Genomic DNA, 22,012 nt, shown 5'->3' with positions numbered 1-22,012 from the left:
GAGTTTTCCAGAGCCTTGAAGGTATTTTCCCTGCAATCTGCCCAGGGTAGCGGCGATGGTCGCGTCGATGACAGCCTGTCCGTGTGTGTCAGAACTTGACTAGCAGTGTTGAAGTAAGAAACTCAGAGAAGTTGTTCGGAAGTTCTTGCACGCTGGAATCTGCTGCGCAGGTTCCGAGCGACGTCGAGCAGCGCCGGATTACTTCTCATAAACCGTTTAGCCTTCTTGACGGCGGACATCGCGCCGACGGCGAAGCGGCCACGCACGCTGAGCGGGATGAAACTGTCAAAGATCGGCTCCTCGTCCTTGCAGAAGAGCAGCTTGTAATCATACGAGCCGGCACCGAAGTCGAAGGCGCGATAGTTCTGACCCGCAAAATGATCGATAACTTCGCGCATGAGGATCAGGCCAGGGCTAAACCTCGCATTCTGCGACACGGTATAGGTGTTGAACATCATGGAGAAGCGGTGGCCGTCCGAGACACCGGCGAAGACCGCGATCACTTCCTCGTCGCATTCGAGCGCATGGATTTCGATCGCGCGGCCGCCATCGGCCAGCCGAGTTATGCAGGCAGCGCGAATGAATTCCTGCACGCCAGGTTCGGCGAACACGAATGGCTGCTTCCTTTGGGCCATTCGTTGCGCCTTGACCTGGAAAAACCAGTCGAGCAGGCGGGTAATGTCAGCGTCATCAGACGCGATATGATAGCGATAGCCGGCAAGCCGTTGCAACTTTCGCTCCTTGCGCTGCAGCCGGCGACGGAGAGCTTCGCTGATCAGGCTCACCGGTGTGGCGCGGGGCTCGATCGTGCGCACTGGGCAGGGGCAGGTCGAGGGCTCGTGAGGCAGCAGTTTCAGCGGGTTTTGCAGTTCGAACCAGTAGGTCGGCTGCGAGCGCAGCACGAGCGCGTCGGCTTCGTCGCGCGCGGCGAGCATCGCTATCAAGGAGTAGAGATCATGTTCGGTTGCTGCCGCCGCGAAGTCGCGTTCCCACAGGCCCATATTGAGAGTTGAATGGCTCCCGCCCATGAAGCAAGCGCAGCGTATCCCGAGGACCGTCCGTAACACGAGCGGCAGCAGGACCAGCGGCCTGCCGTCGTCATCACTGGCGATCACGAGAAACGGCGAAAGCCCGGCGCGCTCACCGACCTGCCGCTGCCAAGCGGCGAGAAAATCGAACCGTTGGTACGGTGTTGCGGAATGGTTTGGACTCTCGAGACTGCGCCAGACTGTTTCAGCGGCAGCGAGATCGTGGACGACGTCGACGGTAGCGATGCGCCGTGATCGCGAACACGCAATTGGTCGCATCGTCCGGCTTTCGATGGCGGTCGCGATCCTGCGGGGGCCGTCCCACAACTCCACGGCCAGCCCGGAGCTGGCGAAGTGCCTGGCGCGTTCCTTTGCAGCTTCGTCATTTTGCGACGATAGGTGCGCGCGGTTGATGATGTGGCCTTCGTTGTCGAGGATGAATACCCTGTAATTATGGTGCACGGATGCACGCCAATTGCTCATTTGCCACCCAGAAAGTCGGCGTGCATCGCGAGGCAGCCGCTCGCTTATATTGTTGCAAATATTCCTATGCAGTGTGAAAAATTTAGAGCTACCTCGATGGGAAGAAAGCGGTAATTGGACTTCGCTTTGCTCGCCGCTGTGTGTTTATCGGCGCAAGCCGCTAGTTACCCCGAGCCACACCCAGCCAAAGAAGAAGAGCACGAGAGGAGGACCCAAAACCACCGCTGGATAAGCGAAGTTCGGAATCGCAGAAACAGGTGGCTTGGCGGGAGGAAAATCGCACAAAGGTGCCTTCGTCTTGAACGACGCACAGTCACTATCGTACTTGGCCCAGACCGCAGCCGATGCGCGCTCGTAAGCGCGCGCATGGGCATCTCCCTTCCAAACAAGGATGGCCATCGAGCCAGCGACACAGCCCCAAAGCAAAGAAAGAACGATCCAAAGCAGCAGCAAACGCCTGCTCATGCGTCCTTCCTCACGCCGTCGCGCGGCCAAGCCCGAGTGTCTGCCTCCGTTTGGTCGGAAAGCTCAGCGCCACCGCAACGGCGGCAAGCCCGATCGCGAAGGAGCCGACATGCAGCCACGTGTATTGCTGGAAACTGTCGAACACCAGCCCGCCGGCCCAGGGGCCGAGTGCCATGCCGAGGCTCGCGAACGCCGACACCGCGCCAAACACGGTCCCCATGATGCGCGCGCCGAAATATTCGCGGACCAGCACCGCATAGAGCGGCATCACGCCGCCATAGGCGAGACCGAACACAACCGATAGCGCATAGAATTCGCCGAGTTGGGCCACCGCGAGATAAGTCGCGATGCACATCGCCTGCACGAACAGGCCGCCGACCAGCACGGGTTTTGCGCCGATGCGATCGGCGAGTGCGCCGAGCAGCAGGCGTCCGCCGAGGCCTGAGACGCCGGCGACGCTGTAGACCGTCACTGCTGTCAGCGGCGCGATGCCGCATACCATCGCGTAAGACACCATGTGGAAGATCGGGCCTGAATGTGCGGCGCAGCAGGCGAAATGCGCGGCCGCGAGCGCGATGAATTGCGGCGTGCGCAGCGCCTGCGCCGCTGTCAGCTCGACTTCGGGTCCTGCGTCTGTGGTGGCGGCGCCCGCCGTTGCCGGCGCCGGACGCACCAGGAAGCAGGCTGGAATCAGCAGCGCCCAGGCAGCACAGCCGATCACCAGCATCGCGGTGCGCCAGTCATAGGCCGTGATCAGCCAGCTTGCGGTCGGCGCGATTGTCACCGGGGACACGCCCATGCCGGCGGAGACCAGCGCCACCGCAAGGCTGCGATTCCTCTCGATCCACGCGCTCGCAAGCGCCATCATCGGCGCGTAGAAACTGCCGGCGGCAATCCCGATCAGCACGCCGAAGCTGAGTTGGAATTGCCACAAGCTCGTCGCCTGGCTCGCGGTGACGAGACCGAGCCCGAGCAGAACGCTTCCTGCGAGAACCACGATGCGCGTGCCGAACCGGTCCGACAGCGTGCCCCACAGGAACGCGGCCACCCCCATGCAGAGGAAATCCAGCGTCGCCGCTGCCGACACCCCGGCGCGCGACCATCCCATCGCTTCCGAGATCGGCTGCAAGAACACCGCCAGCGACAGCATCGTGCCGAACCCGACACAGGTCATCAGCGCGCCCGCGGCGACAATGACCCAGCCATAGTCGAAGCCCGACGGCTTGCTCATGCGTTTCCTCGCGCTTGGTTTTGTTGGTGGTGCGCGCTGGGATGGTGGCCTATCGGGCGGCGGAGGGCAAGGCTGGCGGCTATACGCGCTTTGCCACCCTGCCGTGAACGCGATCTATCCCGTCGCGATGATCAAGCTCTTCGCCGCATCGTCATTGCCAGGCGCGCTACGCGCGAGCCCGGAATCCATCGCGGAGCATCAATGCGGAGAAGGGCTTGCGGGCTCGCGCCAAGTGGCGTGCCTGGGAATGGCGATGTGCCACACACCGCGAGGATTGCATTATGCCCCTGTTTTGCCCGACGGAGCAAGCTCAATTCTGAAAATCAAAAATCATCAATCCGAACAAGTCTACTGTGCATGGGGTTGTTTTCGACATTTTTGTCGTCCGGTCGGCTTCTCCGCGGCTCCAACAACGAAAATGCCCGGGACAGGCCCGGGCACGAGGTCGGCGAACTGATCTACGACGGTCTCAGCTGTCCACCTTCAGCGCGGCAATGAAGGCTTCCTGCGGGATGTCGACCTTGCCGAACTGCCGCATCTTCTTCTTGCCTTCCTTCTGCTTCTCCAGAAGTTTTCGTTTACGCGTGATGTCGCCGCCGTAGCACTTTGCGGTGACGTCCTTGCGCAGCGCGCGCACCGTCTCGCGGGCGATGACCTTGCCGCCGATCGCCGCCTGGATCGGGATCTGGAACATGTGCGGCGGGATCAGCTCCTTCATCTTCTCGACCATGGCGCGGCCGCGCCCTTCCGCGCGGGTGCGATGCACCAGCATCGAGAGCGCATCGACCGGCTCGGCATTGACGAGGATCTGCATCTTGACGAGGTCGGCCGGCTTGTAGTCGGTGAGATGATAGTCGAACGAGGCGTAGCCCTTGGAGACCGACTTCAGGCGGTCGTAGAAGTCGAACACGACCTCGTTGAGCGGCAGATCGTATTTCACCATGGCGCGGGAGCCGACGTAAGTGAGCTCCTTCTGCGAGCCGCGGCGGTCCTGGCACAGCTTCAGGACGCTGCCGAGATATTCGTCGGGCGTGAGGATCGTCGCCTCGATCCAGGGCTCGTCGATCTCGGCGATCTTGACCACGTCGGGCATGTCGACGGGATTGTGGATCTCGAGCTCGGTCCCGTCGGTGAGCTTCATCTTGTAGATGACGCTCGGCGCGGTCGCGATCAGGTTGAGGTCGAACTCGCGCGACAGCCGCTCCTGGATGATCTCGAGATGCAAGAGCCCGAGGAAGCCGCAGCGGAAGCCGAAGCCGAGGGCGGCCGAGGTTTCCATCTCGAAGGAGAAGCTGGCGTCGTTGAGGCGCAGCTTGCCCATCGCGGCGCGCAGCGTCTCGAAGTCGTCGGCGTCGACCGGGAACAGGCCGCAGAACACCACGGGGATCGCCGGCTTGAAGCCCGGCAGCATGTCGGCGACCGGCTTCCTGTCGTCGGTGATGGTATCGCCGACGCGGGTGTCGGCGACTTCCTTGATCGCAGCGGTGATGAAGCCGATCTCGCCGGGGCCGAGCTCCTCGACCTGCTGCATCTTCGGCGTGAAGAAGCCGACGCGCTCGACGTCGTAGGCGGCGCCCGTGCCCATCATGCGCACGCGGCTACCCTTCTTCATGACGCCGTCGACGACGCGGATCAGCACGACCACGCCGAGATAGACGTCGTACCAGCTGTCGACCAGCAGCGCCTTCAAGGTCGCATCGCGGTCGCCCTTTGGCGGCGGCAGGCGGGTGACGATGGCTTCCAGCACGTCGGGAACGCCGAGGCCGGTCTTGGCCGAGATCATCACCGCATCCGAGGCGTCGATGCCAATGACGTCCTCGATCTGTTGCTTGATCTTCTCCGGCTCGGCCGCGGGCAGGTCGACCTTGTTCAGGACCGGGACGATCTCGTGATTGTTGTCGAGCGCCTGGTAGACGTTGGCGAGCGTCTGCGCCTCGACGCCCTGGCTGGCGTCGACGACCAGCAGGGAACCCTCGCAGGCCGCCAGCGACCGCGAGACTTCGTAGGCGAAGTCGACATGGCCGGGCGTGTCCATCAGGTTGAAGATGTAATCCTTGCCGTCCTTGGCGCGGTACGACAGGCGCACCGTCTGCGCCTTGATGGTGATGCCGCGCTCGCGCTCGATGTCCATGGAATCGAGCACCTGCTCCTTGCCCGCCATTTCGCGGTCGGAGAGGCCGCCGGTCATCTGGATCAGGCGGTCGGCCAGCGTCGATTTGCCATGGTCGATATGGGCGACGATGGAGAAATTGCGGATGTTGGAAATGGGGACGGTCGTCATGGGCGCGGGATACCACTCACATCCCCGTGCGGCAACCATATTGCTGTATTTTCAGGGTCTTTGTTCACGCCAAGCTGATTCCAAGCGGGGCCAAAACGCGCTAGCAAGCGGGCCATGTCGACCACCTCTCTTCCCACGGCCAGAGCGCGGGCGAAGACCCGCTTGAGTTACAACCGCTTCCGGTCCTGGCTGGTCGCCTGCGCGATCCGCCCCGAGGCGCGGCTGTGGCTGGTGATCCAGCTCGCGATCCTGCATGCCGTGCTCTGGACCTTCATCCTGATCAATCTCAAGGCAGCGCAGGACGTTCATATGGACGTCGCAGAAGCCTATGGCTGGGGCCAGCAATTCCTCTGGGGCTACGGCAAGCACCCGCCGCTGTCGGGCTGGGTCGCCGGGCTCTGGTTCAAGGTGTTCCCGGCGGCGGATTGGGCGACCTATGCGCTGGCGATGGCGACCGTCGGCGTCGGCATGGTGATCTGCTGGCTGGTTGCCTTGCGCGTGGTGGATGCGCGGCGCGCGTTCCTGGTCGTGGTGATGGTCGCGCTCTACCCGATCTTCAATTTCAAGGGTTTCAAGTACAACGCGGATTTGCTCCAGCTCGTCACGCTGCCGCTGCTGGTGCTGGCCTATCTCAACGCCTTCGAGAAGCGGACGTGGCAATCCGGCGTCTGGCTCGGCCTTGCCGGCGCGCTGGCGCTGATGACCAAATACTGGGTGCTGACCATGATCGGCGCCATCGGTCTTGCCGCGCTGATCCATCCGGATCGCATGAGGTTCCTGTTGTCGCCAGCGCCATGGGTGGCGATCGCGACGATGGTGGTGGCGATGATCCCGCACATCGTCTGGCTGGCGGAGGCGCATTTCGTGCCGCTGACCTATGCCGGCGACACCTACAGCCTCGAGGATGCTGGCCTCGTGCATCAGCTCGTGGCCGGCTATGCCCTGCATAATTTCGCGCTGCTGGCGCTGCCCGTGGCGCTCGCCGCGCTCGCGATGGCGCTGGTGCCGCCGTGGCTCACGCTGCTCGTGCGTGCGCCCTTGCGCGTCGTCACGCGGGCCTGGGCGCGCGGCGAAAATGCCGGCGTCAATCTTGCGCAGGCGCTGAATGTCTGGATTGTCCAGATCATCGTCGCGGTCGGCCCGCCGCTCGGCGCGCTCGCCTTCAGCATCTACATGAAGACGGACTGGGGCATCTCGCTGTTCTTCCTGGTGCCGCTGGCGCTGGTCGCGATCCCGGCGCTGCGGGTGCAGAGCGCGGTGCTGTTCAACATCGCCGCGATCTGGCTCGTGCTGAGCGTCGCGACGCTGGCGGCTTCGCCCTGGATCGCCGCGCGCGAGATGGCGGCCAATGCCGGCAACGCCGCGATCTATGGCGCGCGCTCGGATCTCGCGCGCGAACTGACCCAGGCCTGGCACACCCGCTTCGGCTCGCGGTGGGCCGTCGTTGCCGGCACCATGGAACAGATCCAGCCGCTGGTGTTCTACAGCGCGGATCACCCGGCGGCGTTGATGCCGCTGGAGGCCTGGGATTCCGGGCTGACCTCGCGCGAGGACGCGAAGAAGTACGGCTTCATCGGCGTGTTCGACCCGACCGACGGCCGCCTGCCCGCGTTCGAGAAATGGGTGTCCGAGGTCGCACCGAACGCCGAACGCATCGTGATGACGACGCGCCGCTTCACCCACGGCAAGGCCGGCCCGTCGATGAGCTGGAACGTCTACATCGCCCCGCCGGCGAAGTGACCACGACGTCGTCGGTCTTGTAGGGTGGGCAAAGGCGCGAAGCGCCGTGCCCACGACCTTTCAACAATCATGAGACGTGATGGGCACGCTTCGCTTTGCCCACCCTACGGCACTGAGCGCGCGGCGAGAGAAGGGCCTAAACCCCTTCCTCGTTGAACTTGCTCTCGACGAGCTCGGTGATCGCGGCAAGCGCAGCTTCCGCTTCCGCTCCGGCCGCCGCGACCGTGATCGTCGTACCCGGGCCTGCAGCGAGCATCATCAGGCCCATGATCGAGGTGCCGCCGACGGTCTCGCCGCCGCGCGTCACCCACACTTGCGCATCGAAGCGCTCGACCGCCTGGACGAACTTCGCCGAAGCCCGCGCATGCAGGCCGCGCTTGTTGATGATCAGAAGCTCTTTGGAAATCGCGCCCGCGGGCACGCCCGTCCCCGCTTGCGGCGCCTCTTCGCTCATTTGCCGGCGAGCACGCGGCTGGCGATGGTGACGTATTTGCGGCCCGCTTCCTGGGCCATTGCGATTGCGTCGGGCAGCGAACGCTCCTCGCGCACCTTGGCGAGCTTCACCAGCATGGGAAGGTTGATTCCCGCGAGCACTTCGACCTTGGGCCGGCTCATGCAGGAAATCGCAAGGTTGGACGGCGTGCCGCCGAACATGTCGGTGAGGATCGCAACGCCGTCGCCGGAATCGACGCGGTTAACCGCTTCGATGATGTCGCTTCGGCAGAGATCGGAATCATCTTCGGCGCCGATCGTGATCGCTTCGATTTGCTTTTGTGGGCCCATGACATGCTCAAGCGCTGCCTTGAATTCGTCGGCAAGGCGCCCGTGGGTCACAAGTACTAGACCAATCATCGGAAAACTCCTCGCGGGCGCTTTTGGTGCACCGCACGAACGCGCCACTTTGACCATCCAGAGCCCCCGCGCAAGAGGGGATGTTGCGTATCTCCCTGAATCTAGACGGATGGATGAGGGGAGCTGCGCCGGTCTACTCGGCCGCGATAGTGGGGTTCATATGGTTACCATTTCCCTTCAAACAATCGCCTCAGGGCTTAGCAGAAGGTTAACTCTTGGTAGTGGTCAAGGCCGCGACAACCAAAGGGAGGGGCGAATAGTCGCGGCCGACGGGGATTCGCGGTATTTCGACACCCAAAATGCTGGTTTTCAGGGATTCTGCCCGAGGCAGCCGTTCGGCGTCCTGAGCGTCCAGATCGACCACGAGACCGACGGTCGCACGCTCCACGAAGTCGCAGCGACGGATTCCGAGGCCCCTGATCTCGATCAGGCCGGCGAGTGTCGGTGCGTGACGGACCTCAATTTCCTTGCCGAGTGTCGCCAGATGGACACGGTCGTCACCGACCAGGACGGCCGGTTCGACCATGCCTGATCGCCCCGCCATGATCAGATCGAAGGCGAGGCGCGATTTGCCGGAGCCCGACGGACCGCGGATCAGCACCGCCAGATTGCCGACCTTGACTGCGGAGGCGTGAATGCTGGGTCCGCCTTCGTTCAAGCTGCCTTGGCTCATAGCGCCGGCAGTCTCACCACGAAGCGCGCGCCGGCAACGGTCGGTGCGCCGTCCTCGTCCACCGGGCCTGCGCGGTTCTCGGCCCAGATCCGTCCGCCATGGGCATCGACGATCTGCTTGGAGATCGACAGGCCGAGGCCGGAGTTCTGGCCAAAGCCCTGATGCGGCCGGTCGGTGTAGAAGCGCTCGAAGATGCGCTCCAGCGCATCGTCGCGGATGCCGGGGCCGTCATCGTCGACCACGATCTCGATCTCTCCGCGCACGCGGCGGCAGGTGAGGCGCACCTTATTGCCGGCTTCCGAGAACGACTGCGCGTTGGAGAGCAGGTTGGAGACCACCTGTCCAAGCCGCGAATCGTGGCCGGTCACGGCAAAGGTGTCGGTCGGACCGCGGCCCTCGAACCGTGTCTCGACCGCGACGTCGTGGCCGAGCTTGGTCTCGTTGGCGACGGAGACGAGCGTCGTCAGCAGACGGCGCAGATCGACCGGGATCGCATCCTGACGCTGGAGCTCGGCATCGAGGCGGCTGGCGTCGGAGATGTCGGAGATCAAGCGGTCGAGCCGCTTGACGTCGTGCTCGATCACCTCCAGCAGGCGGGCGCGGCTGTTCTCGTTGCGCGCCAGCGGCAGCGTCTCGACCGCGGAGCGCAGCGAGGTCAGCGGGTTCTTCAATTCGTGGGCGACGTCGGCGGCGAACATCTCGATCGCCTCCATGCGGCTGTAGAGCGCGCTGGTCATGTCGCGCAGCGCGCCGGAGAGATGGCCGATCTCGTCGCGGCGGCGGGTGAAGTCGGGAATCTCGATGCGGGCCTTGATGCGCCGGCGGACGCGCTCGGCGCTGTCGGCGAGCCGGCGTACGGGCCCGGCGATCGTGCTCGCCAGCAGCAGCGACAGCATGATCATGACGGCGGCGGCGACGCCGCCGACCTTCAGGATGGCAAGGCGCTCCGCGGTCACCATCTGGTCGATTTCGTCGCCCTGGGTCGAGAGCATCAGCGCACCGTGGATGGCGCGCGAGCGCAGCACGGGCACGGCGACCGAGACGATCACCTCGCCGCGCGAATTGACCCGCACCATCGAGCGCTTCTGTCCCTGCAGCGCGTCGCTCACTTCCGCATAGCCATTGCCGTTCTCGCGTCCGAGCTCGCGATATAGCGGCAGGTCGCCGCGGTTCAGCCAGGTGCGGATCGCGACCATGCCGCGCTCGACGAGGCCGGGCTTCTGCGACGGCGGCGGCAGCGGGAAGCTCAGCACGTTGTCGAGGTCACGGCTGTCGAGCAGCAAGGTCCCGTAAGGATCGAAGATCCGCGCGCGGGTCTTGGTCGGCGAGATCAGCGTGCGCAACACCGGCGCCACGCGCTCCGGGTTGATCGGGAAATCGAGCGAATCGTCGGTCCCGCCATAGCTGTCGCCGGTCTTGAGGTCGAGCAGGCGGTCGGGATCGATGGTGATGGCGTTGGTCTGCACGGTCGCGGAGGCCGCGATCGCGCCGGCGATGATCTCGCCCTGCACCAGCAGGCTCTGCGCGCGCGCGTCGATCAGGCCGGCACGGAACTGCGACAGGTACAAGATGCTCGCCACCAGGGCGACCAGGCCGGCGAGGTTGAGCGAGACGATGCGGCGGGTCAGGCTCGAGAAGGACAGTGCGAAGAAGAACTGCCCGGCGCGCTTCAGCCAGTTCAGCGGCCGCCAGCCCTGCGCGGCCGGCTTGTCGTCGGCAACGTGCTCCGGAACGCCGTCGGATCCGATATCCCCGGCGTTCTGGTTCTCGTCAGGCTGCGTTCGGTCAAGCAATGCTTACGCCCGCGTTAGGCATCTCGTGCGAAGGGTCCTCGCATCCTAGAACATGATCCGGAAAAGTGTGCAGCGGTTTTCCGAAAGGATCATCCTCAAACAGCAATCCAAAGCGTCGTCCCGGTCGCGCCTTGGAGCGATCCCGGTCCCGATGAAACGAGAACCGGCGATGCTCTCAATCTTTCGCGAAGGCGCGCTGAGCTTCAGGCTTCCTTGAAACGATAGCCGACGCCGTACAGCGTCTCGATCATCTCGAACTCGTTGTCGACCACCTTGAACTTCTTGCGTAGCCGCTTGATGTGGCTGTCGATGGTGCGGTCGTCGACATAGACCTGGTCGTCATAGGCTGCATCCATCAGCGCGTTGCGGCTCTTCACCACGCCGGGCCGGGTCGCGAGCGCCTGGAGGATCAGGAATTCGGTGACGGTCAGCGTCACCGGCTCGTTCTTCCAGGTGCAGGTGTGCCGTTCGGGGTCCATGCGCAAAAGGCCGCGATCGAGCGCCTTGGCGTCGTTCTCCTTCGGTGCGACGGTCGGGTCCTTCGGCGCCGAGCGGCGCAGCACCGCCTTGACGCGCTCGACCAGGAGGCGCTGCGAGAACGGTTTGCGGATGAAATCGTCGGCGCCCATCTTGAGGCCGAACAGCTCGTCGATCTCCTCGTCCTTGGACGTCAGGAAGATCACCGGCAGGTCGGACTTCTGGCGCAGGCGCCGCAGCGTCTCCATGCCGTCCATGCGCGGCATCTTGATGTCGAGGATGGCAAGATCGGGCTGAGTGGTGCGGAAGCCGTCAAGCGCGGAGGCACCGTCGGTGTAGGTCATGATGCGGTAGCCTTCGGCTTCCAGCGCGATCGAGACGGATGTGAGAATGTTGCGGTCGTCGTCGACCAAAGCGATTGTGGGCATGAGCCTCTGCTTTCTGCTTTCCGTTTGGGTCGTGGCTTGAAACGGCGAGCAATCCAGTGATGCGCCGCATACATGGGTGCCGAAGTGGCGTACGAACCTTGTCACCGAGCAATGCAAGCTGGGCTGAAGTGTGACCAAGTTCCACGAAACACGGCAGATTCGCCGCATCTCGACCCATAACCAGACCCCCGTTTACCCGAAAAAAGACCCACCTTGCAACCACCTGAGCCGAGAAAGCCGATGCAACCGACCCCCGATTTCGCTCCCGAAAAGCTCGCCAAATCGCTGCTGCGGCGGTCGCGGCAGGGCGCTCTCGCAACCTTGATGGCGGGCTCAGGCGATCCCTATTGTTCCCTGGTCAATCTGGCGAGCCATCCGGATGGCTCGCCGATCCTGCTGATCTCGGGTTTAGCCGTGCACACCAGGAATATCCTGGCCGACAACAGGGTCTCCCTGATGCTGGACGAACGTGCCGCTGGCGATCCCCTGGAGGGCGCCCGAATCATGCTGTCGGGCCGGGCCGAAGGGGCCGGGGCGGACAAGGATCTCCTCCAGCGACGGTATCTCAATGCCCATCCGTCCGCGGAAGCTTTTGTTTCATTTAAGGATTTCTCCTTCTTCCGGATCCGTCCGACGGGAACCCATCTGGTTGCGGGCTTCGGCCGGATCGTCGACCTCAAGCCCGAACAGTTCCTCACCGACCTCACTGGCGCCGAGGATCTGCTCGCGGCGGAGGAGGGGGCCGTCGAGCACATGAACGCCGACCATCGCGACGCCATGGGCCTCTATGCAACAAAGCTCCTCGGCGCCCCCGCCGGCGACTGGCGCTGCACCGGCTGCGATCCCGAAGGCCTCGACATGCAGGATGGCCAGACCGCGCTCCGGCTGGATTTTCCGGAGCGCGTGACTGACGGCACGGGCCTGCGCAAGATGCTGGTCCGCCTCGCTGGCGAAGCGCGCACAAAGGTGGACTGAAGCGCAGCCGTTTGAACGCGGCCCCCCATCGCTGCGACCCAAGACCGTAATGGTTCGAAGTCGGCCGCGAGAGGGTTCATGACACGCCGTCGTTTGACGCTGGTTGCGGGTTTGGCACTCGCGACCACGATATCGCTTGCCACTCCCAGTCTTGCCCAGAAAGGCCTTGCCGCGGAAAGCGCGCGGATCAACGCGCTCATCAGTGCCGGCAAGTATTCGGAAGCGCTGCCGCTCGCGCAAGGCATGGCCGCGCGCATGGAGAGTGACAACGGCCGCGAGCTCGCCGCCGCGCTCAACAATCTCGGCCAGGTCTATGCCGGTCAGGGGCGGGATGATCTCGCCGAGCCGCTCTACAAGCGCGCCATCGCGCTGATGGAAAAGGCGCTCGGTCTCGAAACGCCGCTGGTTTCGGCGGAGTTGACCAATCTCGCCGCGCTTTATCAGCGGCAGGGCCGCTTCGCCGAAGCCGAGCCGCTGTTCAAGCGTGCGCTGGCCGTCAGCGGAAAAGGCCTGTCGCGCGAGCATCCCGATGTCGGCCGGGCCCTCAACAATCTCGCCACGCTTTATGTGAAGCAGGAACGGCAGGCTGAGGCCGAGCCGTTGTTCCAGCGCGCCCTCGCGATCTATCAGAAAGTCGGCGGGGCCGAGCATCCCGCGGTCGCCACGGTCCTGAACAACATCGGCCAGGTCGATCGCGATCTCAACCGCGATGCCGAGGCCGAAGCGCCGATCAAGCGCTCGCTCGCAATCCGCGAGAAGGTGCTTGGACCGGATCATCCGGACGTGGCCCGCTCGCTGAACAATCTCGCGGGGCTCTATCAGCACGAGCGGCGCTATGCCGAGGCCGAGCCGCTTTATCGCCGCGCGCTGGCGATCCGCGAGCGTGCGCTCGGACCCGACAATCCCGATGTCGCGACCTCCACCAGCAATCTCGCCGCCTTCCTTCAGGTGTCGGGACGAACAGCCGATGCGCTGCCGCTCGCCGAAAAGACGCTCGCGGCGAACCGCGCGCAGCTGCGCGTGGTGTTGCCGATCCTGTTCGCGGCGCGCCAGCATTCCCTGCTGCCAGACGACAGGGCGCTGGATGAAGCGTTGGCTGCGATCCAGCGCGGCACGCAATCCTCCGCCGCCTCCGCCGTGAACAAGCTTGCGGTCCGGCTCGCCGCCGGCAGCGATCGGCTCGCCGAGCTCGTGCGCAAGGACCAGGACCTCGCGGCCGAGAGCGAAGCGCTCGACAAGGCGATCATCGCCGCGGTGTCGAAGCAATCCGCCCAGCGGGATCTTGTCGCCGAGCAGCGCAGCTGCGCCCGGATCACCGCGATCGCCAAGGAGCGTGCGGGCTTGCAGAACACGCTCGCGGTCGAGTTTCCCGACTATGCCTCGCTGTCCAATCCGCTGCCGCTGACGTTGAAGGACATCCAGCCCTTGCTGTCTGCCGACGAGGCGATGGTGCTCTATTCCGTCGTCGACAAGCAGAGCTATGTCATCGCGATCACGCGTGAGGGCGTCGACTGGAAAGAGATTCCGCTCGGTGCGGACGCGCTGACGCAAAAGGTCACCGCATTCCGCAAGGGGCTCGACGTCGGCAAGGCGCGCGATGGCTCGGGCAAATCGGGACTGTTCGACCTTGCGCTTGCCAACGAGCTCTATGTCGCGTTGCTCGGCCCGGTCGAGGCGCTGACGAAGGACAAGCGCAACCTGCTGGTGGTGCCGTCGGCGGCGCTTACCGCGTTGCCGTTTCACTTGCTGGTCACGGAGAAGCCGCAGGCTGCGATCCCGGACACGCTCGAAGGCTATCGCAGCGCCGCCTGGCTGCTGCGGCGTCAGGCGGTGTCGGTGCTGCCGTCGGTGATCAGCCTGAAATCGCTGCGTGCGTTTGCGCGCCGGGATCAGGGCGTCAAGCCGATGACCGGCTTTGGCGATCCCGTGTTCAACCCGGCGCTGGAAGGTCCGGCCGATCGGCGCGCCGCAAGCGGCAAGGTCGCCGCGCGCAACATTGCGACCATCGCCTATACCGACTTCTGGCGCGGTGCCGGCGTCGATCGCGCGCAGCTTGCAAAAGCGCTGCCGCAGCTGCCCGACACCGCCGACGAGCTGAACGCGGTGGCGAAGGATGTCGGCGCCACCGATGCCGACATCCATCTCGGTCGCGACGCCAGCGAGACGACGCTGAAGCGTGCAGCGCTTGCTCAATACAGCATCATCTACTTCGCCACCCACGGCCTCGTTGCCGGCGACATCAAGGGACTTGGTGAGCCCTCGCTCGCGCTCTCCATTCCCGATCAGCCCACCGAGCTCGACGACGGCTTGTTGACCGCGAGCGAGGTCGCCCAGCTCAAGCTCAATGCGGATTGGGTGGTGCTGTCGGCGTGCAACACGATCGCCGGCGACAAGCCCGGCGCCGAGGCGCTGTCGGGGTTGGCGCGCGCGTTCTTCTACGCCGGCGCCCGCGCGCTGCTGGTCTCGCATTGGGCGGTGGACTCGGAAGCTGCTACCCGCCTGACCACGTCGACTTTCGAGCTGCTCAAAAACGAACCAAAGATCGGGCGTGCCGAAGCCTTGCGCCGCGCGATGTTAACCTACGTTGATGACACTTCGTCACCGCGCAATGCCTACCCCGCGATGTGGGGACCGTTCGCGCTCGTCGGCGAAGGAGAGGTACGATAGGCCGGACTTGAAGTCCGTGCTTGGGTTGTGCATCGCAAAAACCTCAAACAACGCAGAAATGCGTATTTGGTTGCGCGATCATTTGCGATTTTATGATGCGCCTGCTCAGAGCTGACATGCGCGACGTTTGGCGCGGTCCTTGAATAAACCAAATCCTGCGGGATCAGCTTGGCAACGCCAGCGTTCATCAGTATTAGGTCGCCCAGCCGAGGCCGGATGGTCTATTATTAACGGTGACCGCGATGGTGCCAAAGCTTGGCCGCGCTGAGTGTCGCGGGTTCTAGGAGGATTTTTTCGTGCAAGAGACGGGCGTGCGCAACGGTGCCTTTGGTGCCGACAAATTCGGCTTAAAAAATCTCAAGCAGGTTCACTGGAACCTCGGTGCGCCGCAACTCTATCAATACTCGCTCTCCGCGGGCGAGGCGGTGCTCTCCGCCGACGGCGCGCTCTGCGCCGACACCGGCGAGTTCACCGGCCGCAGCCCGAAGGACAAGTTCACGGTGCGTGACGCCACCACCGACAAGAAGATGTGGTGGGCCGGCAACCAGTCGATCACCGCAGAGCAGTTCGAGACGCTCTACCAGGACTTCCTCAAGCACGCCGAAGGCAAGAGCCTGTTCGCGCAGGATCTCTACGGCGGCGCCGATCCGGCCTACCGGATCAAGACGCGCGTCTTCACCGAGCTCGCCTGGCACTCGCTGTTCATCCGCACGCTCTTGATCCGCCCCGAGGCGGTCGAGCTGTCGAGCTTCACGCCGGAGCTCACCATCATCGACATGCCGAGCTTCCGCGCCGATCCCAAACGGCACGGCTGCAAGTCGGAGAACGTCGTCGCGATCGATTTCGCCCGCAAGATCGTCCTGATCGGCGGGTCTTATTATGCCGGCGAGATGAAGAAGTCGGTCTTCACCACGCTGAACTACTATCTGCCCGAGCGCGGCGTGATGCCGATGCACTGTTCGGCCAATGTCGGCGCGAACGGCGACACCGCGATCTTCTTCGGCCTGTCCGGCACCGGCAAGACCACGCTGTCGGCCGATCCGAACCGCACGCTGATCGGCGACGATGAGCACGGCTGGGGCCCGAACGGCGTCTTCAATTTCGAAGGCGGCTGCTACGCCAAGTGCATCAAGCTCTCGCAGGAAGCCGAGCCCGAGATCTACGCGGCCTCGACCCGCTTCGGCGCAGTGCTCGAGAATTGCGTGCTCGACGAAGACACCCGCGTGGTCGATTTTGACGACGGCTCCAAGACCGAGAACACGCGCTCGGCGTATCCGCTGGACTTCATCCCGAACGCCTCGCGCACCGGCCGTGCGCCGCAGCCGAAGAACGTCGTGATGCTCGCCGCCGACGCCTTCGGCGTGATGCCGCCGATCGCAAAGCTGTCGCCGGCGCAGGCGATGTATCACTTCCTCTCCGGCTACACCGCCAAGGTCGCCGGCACCGAGCGCGGTCTCGGCAATGAGCCGCAGCCGGAATTCTCGACCTGCTTCGGCTCGCCCTTCCTGCCGCTCGACCCCAGCGTTTACGGCAACATGCTGCGCGACCTCATCGCCCAGCACAATGTCGATTGCTGGCTGGTCAACACGGGGTGGACCGGCGGCAAGTACGGCACCGGCTCGCGCATGCCGATCAAGGTGACCCGCGCCCTGCTCACCGCCGCGCTCGACGGCTCCTTGCGCAACGTCGAATTCCGCACCGACAAGTATTTCGGCTTCGCGGTCCCGACCGCGCTGCCGGGCGTGCCGGCCGAGATCCTCAACCCGGTCAACACCTGGAAGGACAAGGACGAGTTCGACAAGACCGCCCGCGCGCTGGTCGGCATGTTCCAGAAGAACTTTGCCAAGTTCGAGGCCCAGGTCGACGCCGAAGTGCGCGCCGCGGCGCCCGACGTGAAACTCGCGGCGGAGTAATCGCTCCGTCTTCAATGCAAAAGGGCGGCCGCAAGGCCGCCCTTTTTGTTTTGCGGACCTTCGCCTCTCCCCGCGCGCGGGGAGAGGCCGACGCGCGTAGCGCGGCGGGTGAGGGGGACTTTCCGCGAGTCCGTCTTTTATTGTATTCGCGGAAGCAGCCCCTCACCCCAACCCTCTGCCCCGTAAGAACGGGGAGAGGGGAAGAGCAGCTACGCCTTGAAATACGCGATCTGCGTCGTGGTCGCGAGCAGCCGGCCGTTCGGCGACCAGAGCTCGGCGTTCTGGTCGGCGTAGCTCTTGTGCATGATCTTCGAGTCCACCGTCGCGAGCACGCGGGTGATGTTCTCTGCGGCGAGCTCCTCGCTGTCGGTGTGGAAATAGGTCGTCAGCGACACCGTGCCGAACGGCACCAGCTCGCGCCGGGCGTGGAAGATGCGGCCGAAGAAGGCGTCCGACATCGACATCAGCGAGGGCATGTCGAGCCTGCGCGGCTCGCGGTCGCTGATCCAGAGCTTTGAATAGGTGCTGGCGAATTCCGCCTGCGGCGGGCCGATGCGCATCTCGCCCTCGACGAAGCGGAATTCATACTGGTTGGCCCAGGACGCCTGGATCTTCGGGAACGGCAGAGTCTGCTCGAACGGCTTTGTCTCGGGATATTGCGCCACCCTGTGCTCCCAGGATGGCCGGCGCTCGGCGAACACGGCGGTGGCGAGCGTTGCGACCTCGCCGCCGCCCTGCGACAGTTCGACGCTCCAGTGCTGGCTCGAGCGGTTGGCTTTCACCAGACGGATGTCGAGATCGAACGGGCCCTTGGCGATCGGCGCGCAGTAATTGACGGTCAGCGCCAGCGGATCGCCGGCGGCTTGCGGATGCTCGATCAGCGCGCGCAGGATGGTCGCGGCCGTGGCGCCGCCGAACGGGCCGACAAAGGCCCAGTAATCGTCGCTGGTATGCCCCTGCCAACTCGAGTCACCCGCCGTGATGCGGGTGGCGTCGTCGAAGGGGTGCGGGAGCTTGGCGTGCATGTTCGTTTCCGTCTCGAGATTCCGGGTTCGGCTCTGCGAGCCGCCTCGGAATGACGGTCGTCATATCACAGCTATCGCCTGTCTGTGCAATTACCTGTCGCGTAACGCCGATTTCACGCCGCGGAAAAATCAGGCCGTGGCGCCGCGCTGGTCCTCTGCGTCTTGGAACGGCGGCGTGATCGGATTGACCGGCACGTTCCAGATCTCCTGCGCATACTCGCGGATGGTGCGGTCCGAGGAGAACCACGCCATGCGCGCGACGTTGAGGATGGAGGCGCGCGTCCAGGCCGGCGAGACCAGCCAGCGCGCATCGACCGCGCGCTGGGTCTCGTAATAGGAATCGAAATCGGCGCTGACCATGTAATGGTCGAGATAGCGCAGCGCGTGTGCGATCGATTCGAAGCGGCCGGGATCGCCAGGCGAGAACTCGCCGGTGCCGATCGCGTTGATGGCGCGCTGCAGCTTCGGCGACCTGCGGATCACGTCGGAGGCATCCAGCCCCTGCTTGCGGCGGATCATCACATCGCCGGCCTCCATGCCGAAGATCGCGATGTTCTCGCTGCCGACCTGGTCGCGGATCTCGATATTGGCGCCGTCGAGCGTGCCGATGGTGATGGCACCGTTCAGCGCCAGCTTCATGTTGCCGGTGCCGGAGGCTTCCATGCCGGCAGTCGAGATCTGCTCGGAGAGGTCGGCCGCTGGAATGATGACTTCCGCGAGGCTGACATTGTAGTCGGGCAGGAAGACGACCTTCAGCTTGCCGCCGATGGCGGGATCGTTGTTGACGACCTCGGCGACGTCGTTGATCAGCTTGATGATCAGCTTGGCGTAGCGGTAGCTCGCCGCCGCCTTGCCGGCGAAGATCTTCACCCGCGGCACCCAATTGCCGTTGGGATCGTCCTTGATCGACTGATACAGCGCGACCGTCTCGATGACGTTGAGCAGCTGACGCTTGTATTCGTGGATGCGCTTGATCTGCACGTCGAACAGCGCGCTCGGGTCGACCTTGATGCCGAGCCGCTCGCCGATCAGGCGACCCAGCGCGGCCTTGTTGTGCAGCTTGACGCTGCGGAATTTCTTCTGGAATTCGACGTCGCTGGCGCGCGCCTCGATCAGCGAGAGCTGGGTCGGATCGTCGAGCACGGCCTCGCCGCAGGTCTCGCGCAACAGGTCGGTGAGCTTGGGGTTCGCCAGCATCAGCCAGCGGCGGAAGGTGATGCCGTTGGTCTTGTTGGTGATGCGGCCGGGATAGAGATGGTTGAGGTCGTGGAACACGGTCTCGCGCATCAGGTCGGAATGCATCGCCGAGACGCCGTTGATGCGGTGCGAGCCGACGAAGGCGAGCTGGCCCATGCGCACGCGGCGGCCGCTCTTCTCGTCGATCAGCGAGACCGAGGCGCGGAAGTCGATGTCGCCGGGCGCGCGCGCTTCGGCGAGCGCGAGGTGCTGCACGTTGATGCGGTAGATGATCTCGAGATGCCGCGGCAACAGCCGCTCGAACAGCTCGACCGGCCAGGTCTCAAGCGCCTCGGGCAGCAGCGTGTGGTTGGTGTAGGAGAGTGTGGCGACCGTGATCTTCCAGGCTTCGTCCCAGCGGAAATTGTGCAGGTCGACGAGGATCCGCATCAGCTCGGTGACGGCAAGGCTCGGATGGGTGTCGTTGAGCTGCACCGCGACCTTCGACGACAGGCTGCGCAGCTGGCCGTCGGACGCAAGATGCCGCTTCACCAGATCCTGCAGCGAAGCCGAGACGAAGAAATATTCCTGGCGCAGCCGCAGCTCGCGGCCCGCCGGGCTCTCGTCGTTGGGATAGAGGAATTTGCAGATCGCCTCCGCTCGCGCCTGCTCGGCGCTGGCGCTGACGTAATCGCCCTTGTTGAAGGCATCGAGCTTGAGCGGATCGGGCGAGCGCGCCGACCACAGCCGCAGCGCATTGACGTGCTGACCGCGCCAGCCGACGATCGGTGTGTCATAGGCGATCGCCTGCACGGTCTCGGCCGGATGCCAGATCGCGCGGTCGCGGCCCTTGTCGTCGACATGCTCGACGCCGCCGCCGAAATTGACGTCGTAGATCACCTCGGGCCGCTGCAATTCCCAGGGGTTGCCGAAGCTCAGCCATTCGTCGGGATATTCCTGCTGCCAGCCCTGATTGATGATCTGGCGGAACAGGCCGTAATCGTAGCGGATGCCGTAGCCGATCGCGGGGATCGACAGCGTCGCCATGCTCTCCATGAAGCAGGCGGCAAGCCGCCCGAGGCCGCCATTGCCGAGCGCCGCGTCCGGCTCGCACTTGCGCAAGTCCGGCAGCGACACGCCGAGATCGCCGAGCGCGACCTCGAAGATCTTCAAGAGGCCCATATTGTTGAGCGCGTCGGTGAAGAGGCGGCCGATCAGGAATTCGAGCGAGAGATAATAGACGCGCTTGCGTCCGGCATCGTAGCTGCGCTTCTCGGCGGTGAGCCAGCGATGCACGATGCGGTCGCGCAGCGCCAGCGCCGCGGCCTGGTACCAGTCGTGCTTCGTCGCCATGCCGGCGTCCTTGCCGATGGCAAGGCGCAGCTTCGCCAGGATCGCGCCCTTGATCTCGGCCAGCGCGAGTTCGTCGATGGGCTGCCCGGGCGCGGGAAAACTGGGCTGGAACGATTGATCTTGCAAGGCCGTCACTTCCTGGTCGAAAAACTGCTACTCACCCTACGCGTCTTGCCGCTGCGCCGGAACCATCGCCGGCGCGCGCATGCACTGCGCTGGCGTAAAATTATGCAAGGAATGGGCCGGTTTGGGAACCCGGGCATGCACGGAGAAACCTGGATTCCGTGCTAGATTGCGGTCGGATTCAGCCATCAGTGTGGAGAGAGACGCCCATGATGCGACTGCTGATCGAAATCGCCGCTGCGGCCCTGCTCGTGGTCTGCATCACCGCCTCCAGCGCCGCGTTCGCCGCCGGCAAGCCCGGCCGCAGCGCCGATGGTCTCAGCTGCAGCTTTACTGTCCCGCAAAATGCCTCGCCCCAAGCCCGCTGCGCCGTCATCAAGCGTCAATGCGGCGGCAAGTTCTACGCCAATGCGTGCGGCGACAGGCTGGTGTCGGCGGCGAATTGAGGTCGGGCCGCTCGCGCGCTCATGCGGCCTTCGCCTGCACCGTATCGCAGAACTCGGCGAGACGATCCGCAAGCCGCAGAGTTGCCGGGCTCGCATCGGGCGCGGCCATCAGCGCGACCTCGGTCCTGTTGATCGGAGCAAAACCGTCCTTCGCGGTCAGCACGCGGTGATCGGACTGGATTGACATCTCGGACAAGATGCTGAGGCCCATGCCGGCGGCCACGGCGGCCTGGATGCCGGCGAGGCTCGATGACGAATAGGCCATGTGCCAGGGGCGACCGGCGCTTTCCAGTGCGTGGATGGCGCCGGCGCGATAGAGACAGCCGAGCGGGAAGCCGATCAGCGGCACCGACGACACATTGACGTCGACCGGATGGCTCTTGCTGGTGACCCAGTGCACCCGCTCCGGCCACACCGCGATCGCGCCCTTCTCGCCGGCGCCGCGCTTGAACAGCGCGAGGTCGAGTTCGCCGCGTTCGAGATCGCGCGACAGGTTCTTGCTCTGGTCGGCGCGCACGTCGAGGCGTAGCCCCGGATGCGAGCGCGAGAACGCGCCGAGCAGCTTTGCCAGCCGATACGCCGCGAAATCCTCGGGGATGCCCAGCCGGATCGCGCCTTCGCCGCCAGGCTCGCGCAGCATGTCGCGCGCCTCTTCCGCGAGCGAGAGCAGGCGCCGCGCGTAGGACAATAGCCGCTCGCCGGCTTCGGTCGGACGCACGTCCTTGCCGTCGCGGTGCAGCAGCACCTGGCCGACATCCTCCTCCAGCCGCTTGATCTGCTGGCTGACGGTCGACTGTGTGCGGTGAACGCGCTCGCCGGCGCGGGTGAAGCCGCCGGCCTCGACCACCGAGACGAAGCTGCGCAGGAGCTCCAGATCGAGCAT

At 64.5% G+C, this 22,012-nt stretch carries 16 protein-coding genes and 1 pseudogene; 5 read left to right on the top strand and 12 right to left on the bottom strand.

The annotated features are described in order from the left end of the window. Nucleotides 1-122: 122 nt before the first annotated feature. The 4 genes from WN72_RS44775 to lepA form a co-directional block, all read right to left on the bottom strand. On the bottom strand, nt 123-1,307 hold the full coding sequence (locus tag WN72_RS44775) for a GNAT family N-acetyltransferase (protein WP_035732006.1): 1,185 nt from the start codon (nt 1,305-1,307) through the stop codon (nt 123-125). A 348-nt stretch (nt 1,308-1,655) separates the two neighbouring features. Further along, on the bottom strand, nt 1,656-1,976 hold the full coding sequence (locus tag WN72_RS44770) for a hypothetical protein (protein WP_141263303.1): 321 nt from the start codon (nt 1,974-1,976) through the stop codon (nt 1,656-1,658). Nucleotides 1,977-1,986: 10 nt separating this feature from the next. Next, on the bottom strand, nt 1,987-3,207 hold the full coding sequence (locus WN72_RS44765) for an MFS transporter (protein ID WP_027561926.1): 1,221 nt from the start codon (nt 3,205-3,207) through the stop codon (nt 1,987-1,989). Between the two features lie 469 nt (nt 3,208-3,676). Then, nucleotides 3,677-5,488, bottom strand: a complete 1,812-nt coding sequence (gene lepA / locus WN72_RS44760) for a translation elongation factor 4 (RefSeq protein ID WP_027561927.1) — start codon at nt 5,486-5,488, stop codon at nt 3,677-3,679. Between the two features lie 114 nt (nt 5,489-5,602). Between lepA and WN72_RS44755 the strand changes: the two genes are divergently transcribed. Next, nucleotides 5,603-7,228, top strand: coding sequence for a glycosyltransferase family 39 protein (locus WN72_RS44755; protein WP_092212247.1), 1,626 nt, complete (start codon nt 5,603-5,605; stop codon nt 7,226-7,228). Nucleotides 7,229-7,364: 136 nt separating this feature from the next. Here WN72_RS44755 and WN72_RS44750 read toward each other — a convergent pair whose 3' ends face one another. From WN72_RS44750 to WN72_RS44730, 5 genes and pseudogenes are all read right to left on the bottom strand, one after another. Continuing rightward, entirely contained in the window at nt 7,365-7,682 is a 318-nt protein-coding gene (locus WN72_RS44750) for an HPr family phosphocarrier protein (protein WP_027561929.1), read from the bottom strand. After that, nucleotides 7,679-8,080 carry a PTS sugar transporter subunit IIA gene (locus WN72_RS44745; RefSeq protein WP_024339151.1) on the bottom strand — a complete coding sequence of 134 codons (402 nt, stop codon included), beginning with the start codon at nt 8,078-8,080 and terminating at the stop codon, nt 7,679-7,681. The genes WN72_RS44750 and WN72_RS44745 overlap by 4 nt, the downstream gene beginning before the upstream one ends. Nucleotides 8,081-8,270: 190 nt before the next feature. After that, nucleotides 8,271-8,738, bottom strand: a pseudogene (locus tag WN72_RS44740) (HPr kinase/phosphorylase). Between the two features lie 11 nt (nt 8,739-8,749). Next, complete coding sequence (locus WN72_RS44735) at nt 8,750-10,546, bottom strand: sensor histidine kinase (protein ID WP_027561931.1); 1,797 nt, start codon at nt 10,544-10,546, stop codon at nt 8,750-8,752. Between the two features lie 203 nt (nt 10,547-10,749). Continuing rightward, nucleotides 10,750-11,451, bottom strand: a complete 702-nt coding sequence (locus WN72_RS44730) for a response regulator transcription factor (protein ID WP_008542552.1) — start codon at nt 11,449-11,451, stop codon at nt 10,750-10,752. A 240-nt stretch (nt 11,452-11,691) separates the two neighbouring features. On the opposite strand from WN72_RS44730, the gene WN72_RS44725 reads away from it, so the two are divergent. From WN72_RS44725 to WN72_RS44715, 3 genes are all read left to right on the top strand, one after another. Beyond that, nucleotides 11,692-12,426, top strand: a complete 735-nt coding sequence (locus tag WN72_RS44725) for a HugZ family pyridoxamine 5'-phosphate oxidase (protein ID WP_092212249.1) — start codon at nt 11,692-11,694, stop codon at nt 12,424-12,426. 78 nt (nt 12,427-12,504) lie between these two features. Further along, the gene (locus tag WN72_RS44720; RefSeq protein WP_092212251.1) at nt 12,505-15,093 is read left to right on the top strand and encodes a CHAT domain-containing tetratricopeptide repeat protein; all 2,589 of its coding nucleotides are present in this window, start codon (nt 12,505-12,507) and stop codon (nt 15,091-15,093) included. Nucleotides 15,094-15,389: 296 nt separating this feature from the next. Beyond that, nucleotides 15,390-17,006, top strand: coding sequence for a phosphoenolpyruvate carboxykinase (locus WN72_RS44715; RefSeq protein WP_092212253.1), 1,617 nt, complete (start codon nt 15,390-15,392; stop codon nt 17,004-17,006). Between the two features lie 209 nt (nt 17,007-17,215). Here WN72_RS44715 and WN72_RS44710 read toward each other — a convergent pair whose 3' ends face one another. Then, a complete protein-coding gene (locus WN72_RS44710) occupies nt 17,216-18,031 on the bottom strand; it encodes an acyl-CoA thioesterase (RefSeq protein ID WP_027561935.1) in 816 nt (271 codons plus the stop codon). A gap of 129 nt (nt 18,032-18,160) precedes the next feature. Beyond that, a complete protein-coding gene (locus tag WN72_RS44705) occupies nt 18,161-20,686 on the bottom strand; it encodes a glycogen/starch/alpha-glucan phosphorylase (RefSeq protein WP_051378298.1) in 2,526 nt (841 codons plus the stop codon). Nucleotides 20,687-20,895: 209 nt separating this feature from the next. Between WN72_RS44705 and WN72_RS44700 the strand changes: the two genes are divergently transcribed. Continuing rightward, the gene (locus WN72_RS44700; RefSeq protein ID WP_092212419.1) at nt 20,896-21,129 is read left to right on the top strand and encodes a hypothetical protein; all 234 of its coding nucleotides are present in this window, start codon (nt 20,896-20,898) and stop codon (nt 21,127-21,129) included. A gap of 19 nt (nt 21,130-21,148) precedes the next feature. On the opposite strand, the gene WN72_RS44695 is transcribed toward WN72_RS44700, so the two are convergent. Then, entirely contained in the window at nt 21,149-22,012 is an 864-nt protein-coding gene (locus WN72_RS44695; protein WP_092212420.1) for a LysR family transcriptional regulator, read from the bottom strand.

The sequence above is a fragment of the Bradyrhizobium arachidis genome, assembly GCF_015291705.1.
GTDB lineage: Bacteria > Pseudomonadota > Alphaproteobacteria > Rhizobiales > Xanthobacteraceae > Bradyrhizobium > Bradyrhizobium arachidis.
This window is presented reverse-complemented; position numbering and strand designations above follow the sequence as displayed.

Bases quoted from the DNA above. Each gene is read 5' to 3' on its own strand.
- WN72_RS44700 (WP_092212419.1), top strand. From the start codon at position 20,896: ATGCGACTGCTGATCGAAATCGCCGCTGCGGCCCTGCTCGTGGTCTGC.
- lepA (WP_027561927.1), bottom strand. From the start codon at position 5,488: ATGACGACCGTCCCCATTTCCAACATCCGCAATTTCTCCATCGTCGCC.
- WN72_RS44765 (WP_027561926.1), bottom strand. From the start codon at position 3,207: ATGAGCAAGCCGTCGGGCTTCGACTATGGCTGGGTCATTGTCGCCGCG.
- WN72_RS44745 (WP_024339151.1), bottom strand. From the start codon at position 8,080: ATGATTGGTCTAGTACTTGTGACCCACGGGCGCCTTGCCGACGAATTC.
- WN72_RS44775 (WP_035732006.1), bottom strand. From the start codon at position 1,307: ATGCGACCAATTGCGTGTTCGCGATCACGGCGCATCGCTACCGTCGAC.
- WN72_RS44750 (WP_027561929.1), bottom strand. From the start codon at position 7,682: ATGAGCGAAGAGGCGCCGCAAGCGGGGACGGGCGTGCCCGCGGGCGCG.
- WN72_RS44755 (WP_092212247.1), top strand. From the start codon at position 5,603: ATGTCGACCACCTCTCTTCCCACGGCCAGAGCGCGGGCGAAGACCCGC.
- WN72_RS44730 (WP_008542552.1), bottom strand. From the start codon at position 11,451: ATGCCCACAATCGCTTTGGTCGACGACGACCGCAACATTCTCACATCC.
- WN72_RS44720 (WP_092212251.1), top strand. From the start codon at position 12,505: ATGACACGCCGTCGTTTGACGCTGGTTGCGGGTTTGGCACTCGCGACC.
- WN72_RS44695 (WP_092212420.1), bottom strand. From the start codon at position 22,012: ATGCTCGATCTGGAGCTCCTGCGCAGCTTCGTCTCGGTGGTCGAGGCC.
- WN72_RS44770 (WP_141263303.1), bottom strand. From the start codon at position 1,976: ATGAGCAGGCGTTTGCTGCTGCTTTGGATCGTTCTTTCTTTGCTTTGG.
- WN72_RS44725 (WP_092212249.1), top strand. From the start codon at position 11,692: ATGCAACCGACCCCCGATTTCGCTCCCGAAAAGCTCGCCAAATCGCTG.
- WN72_RS44710 (WP_027561935.1), bottom strand. From the start codon at position 18,031: ATGCACGCCAAGCTCCCGCACCCCTTCGACGACGCCACCCGCATCACG.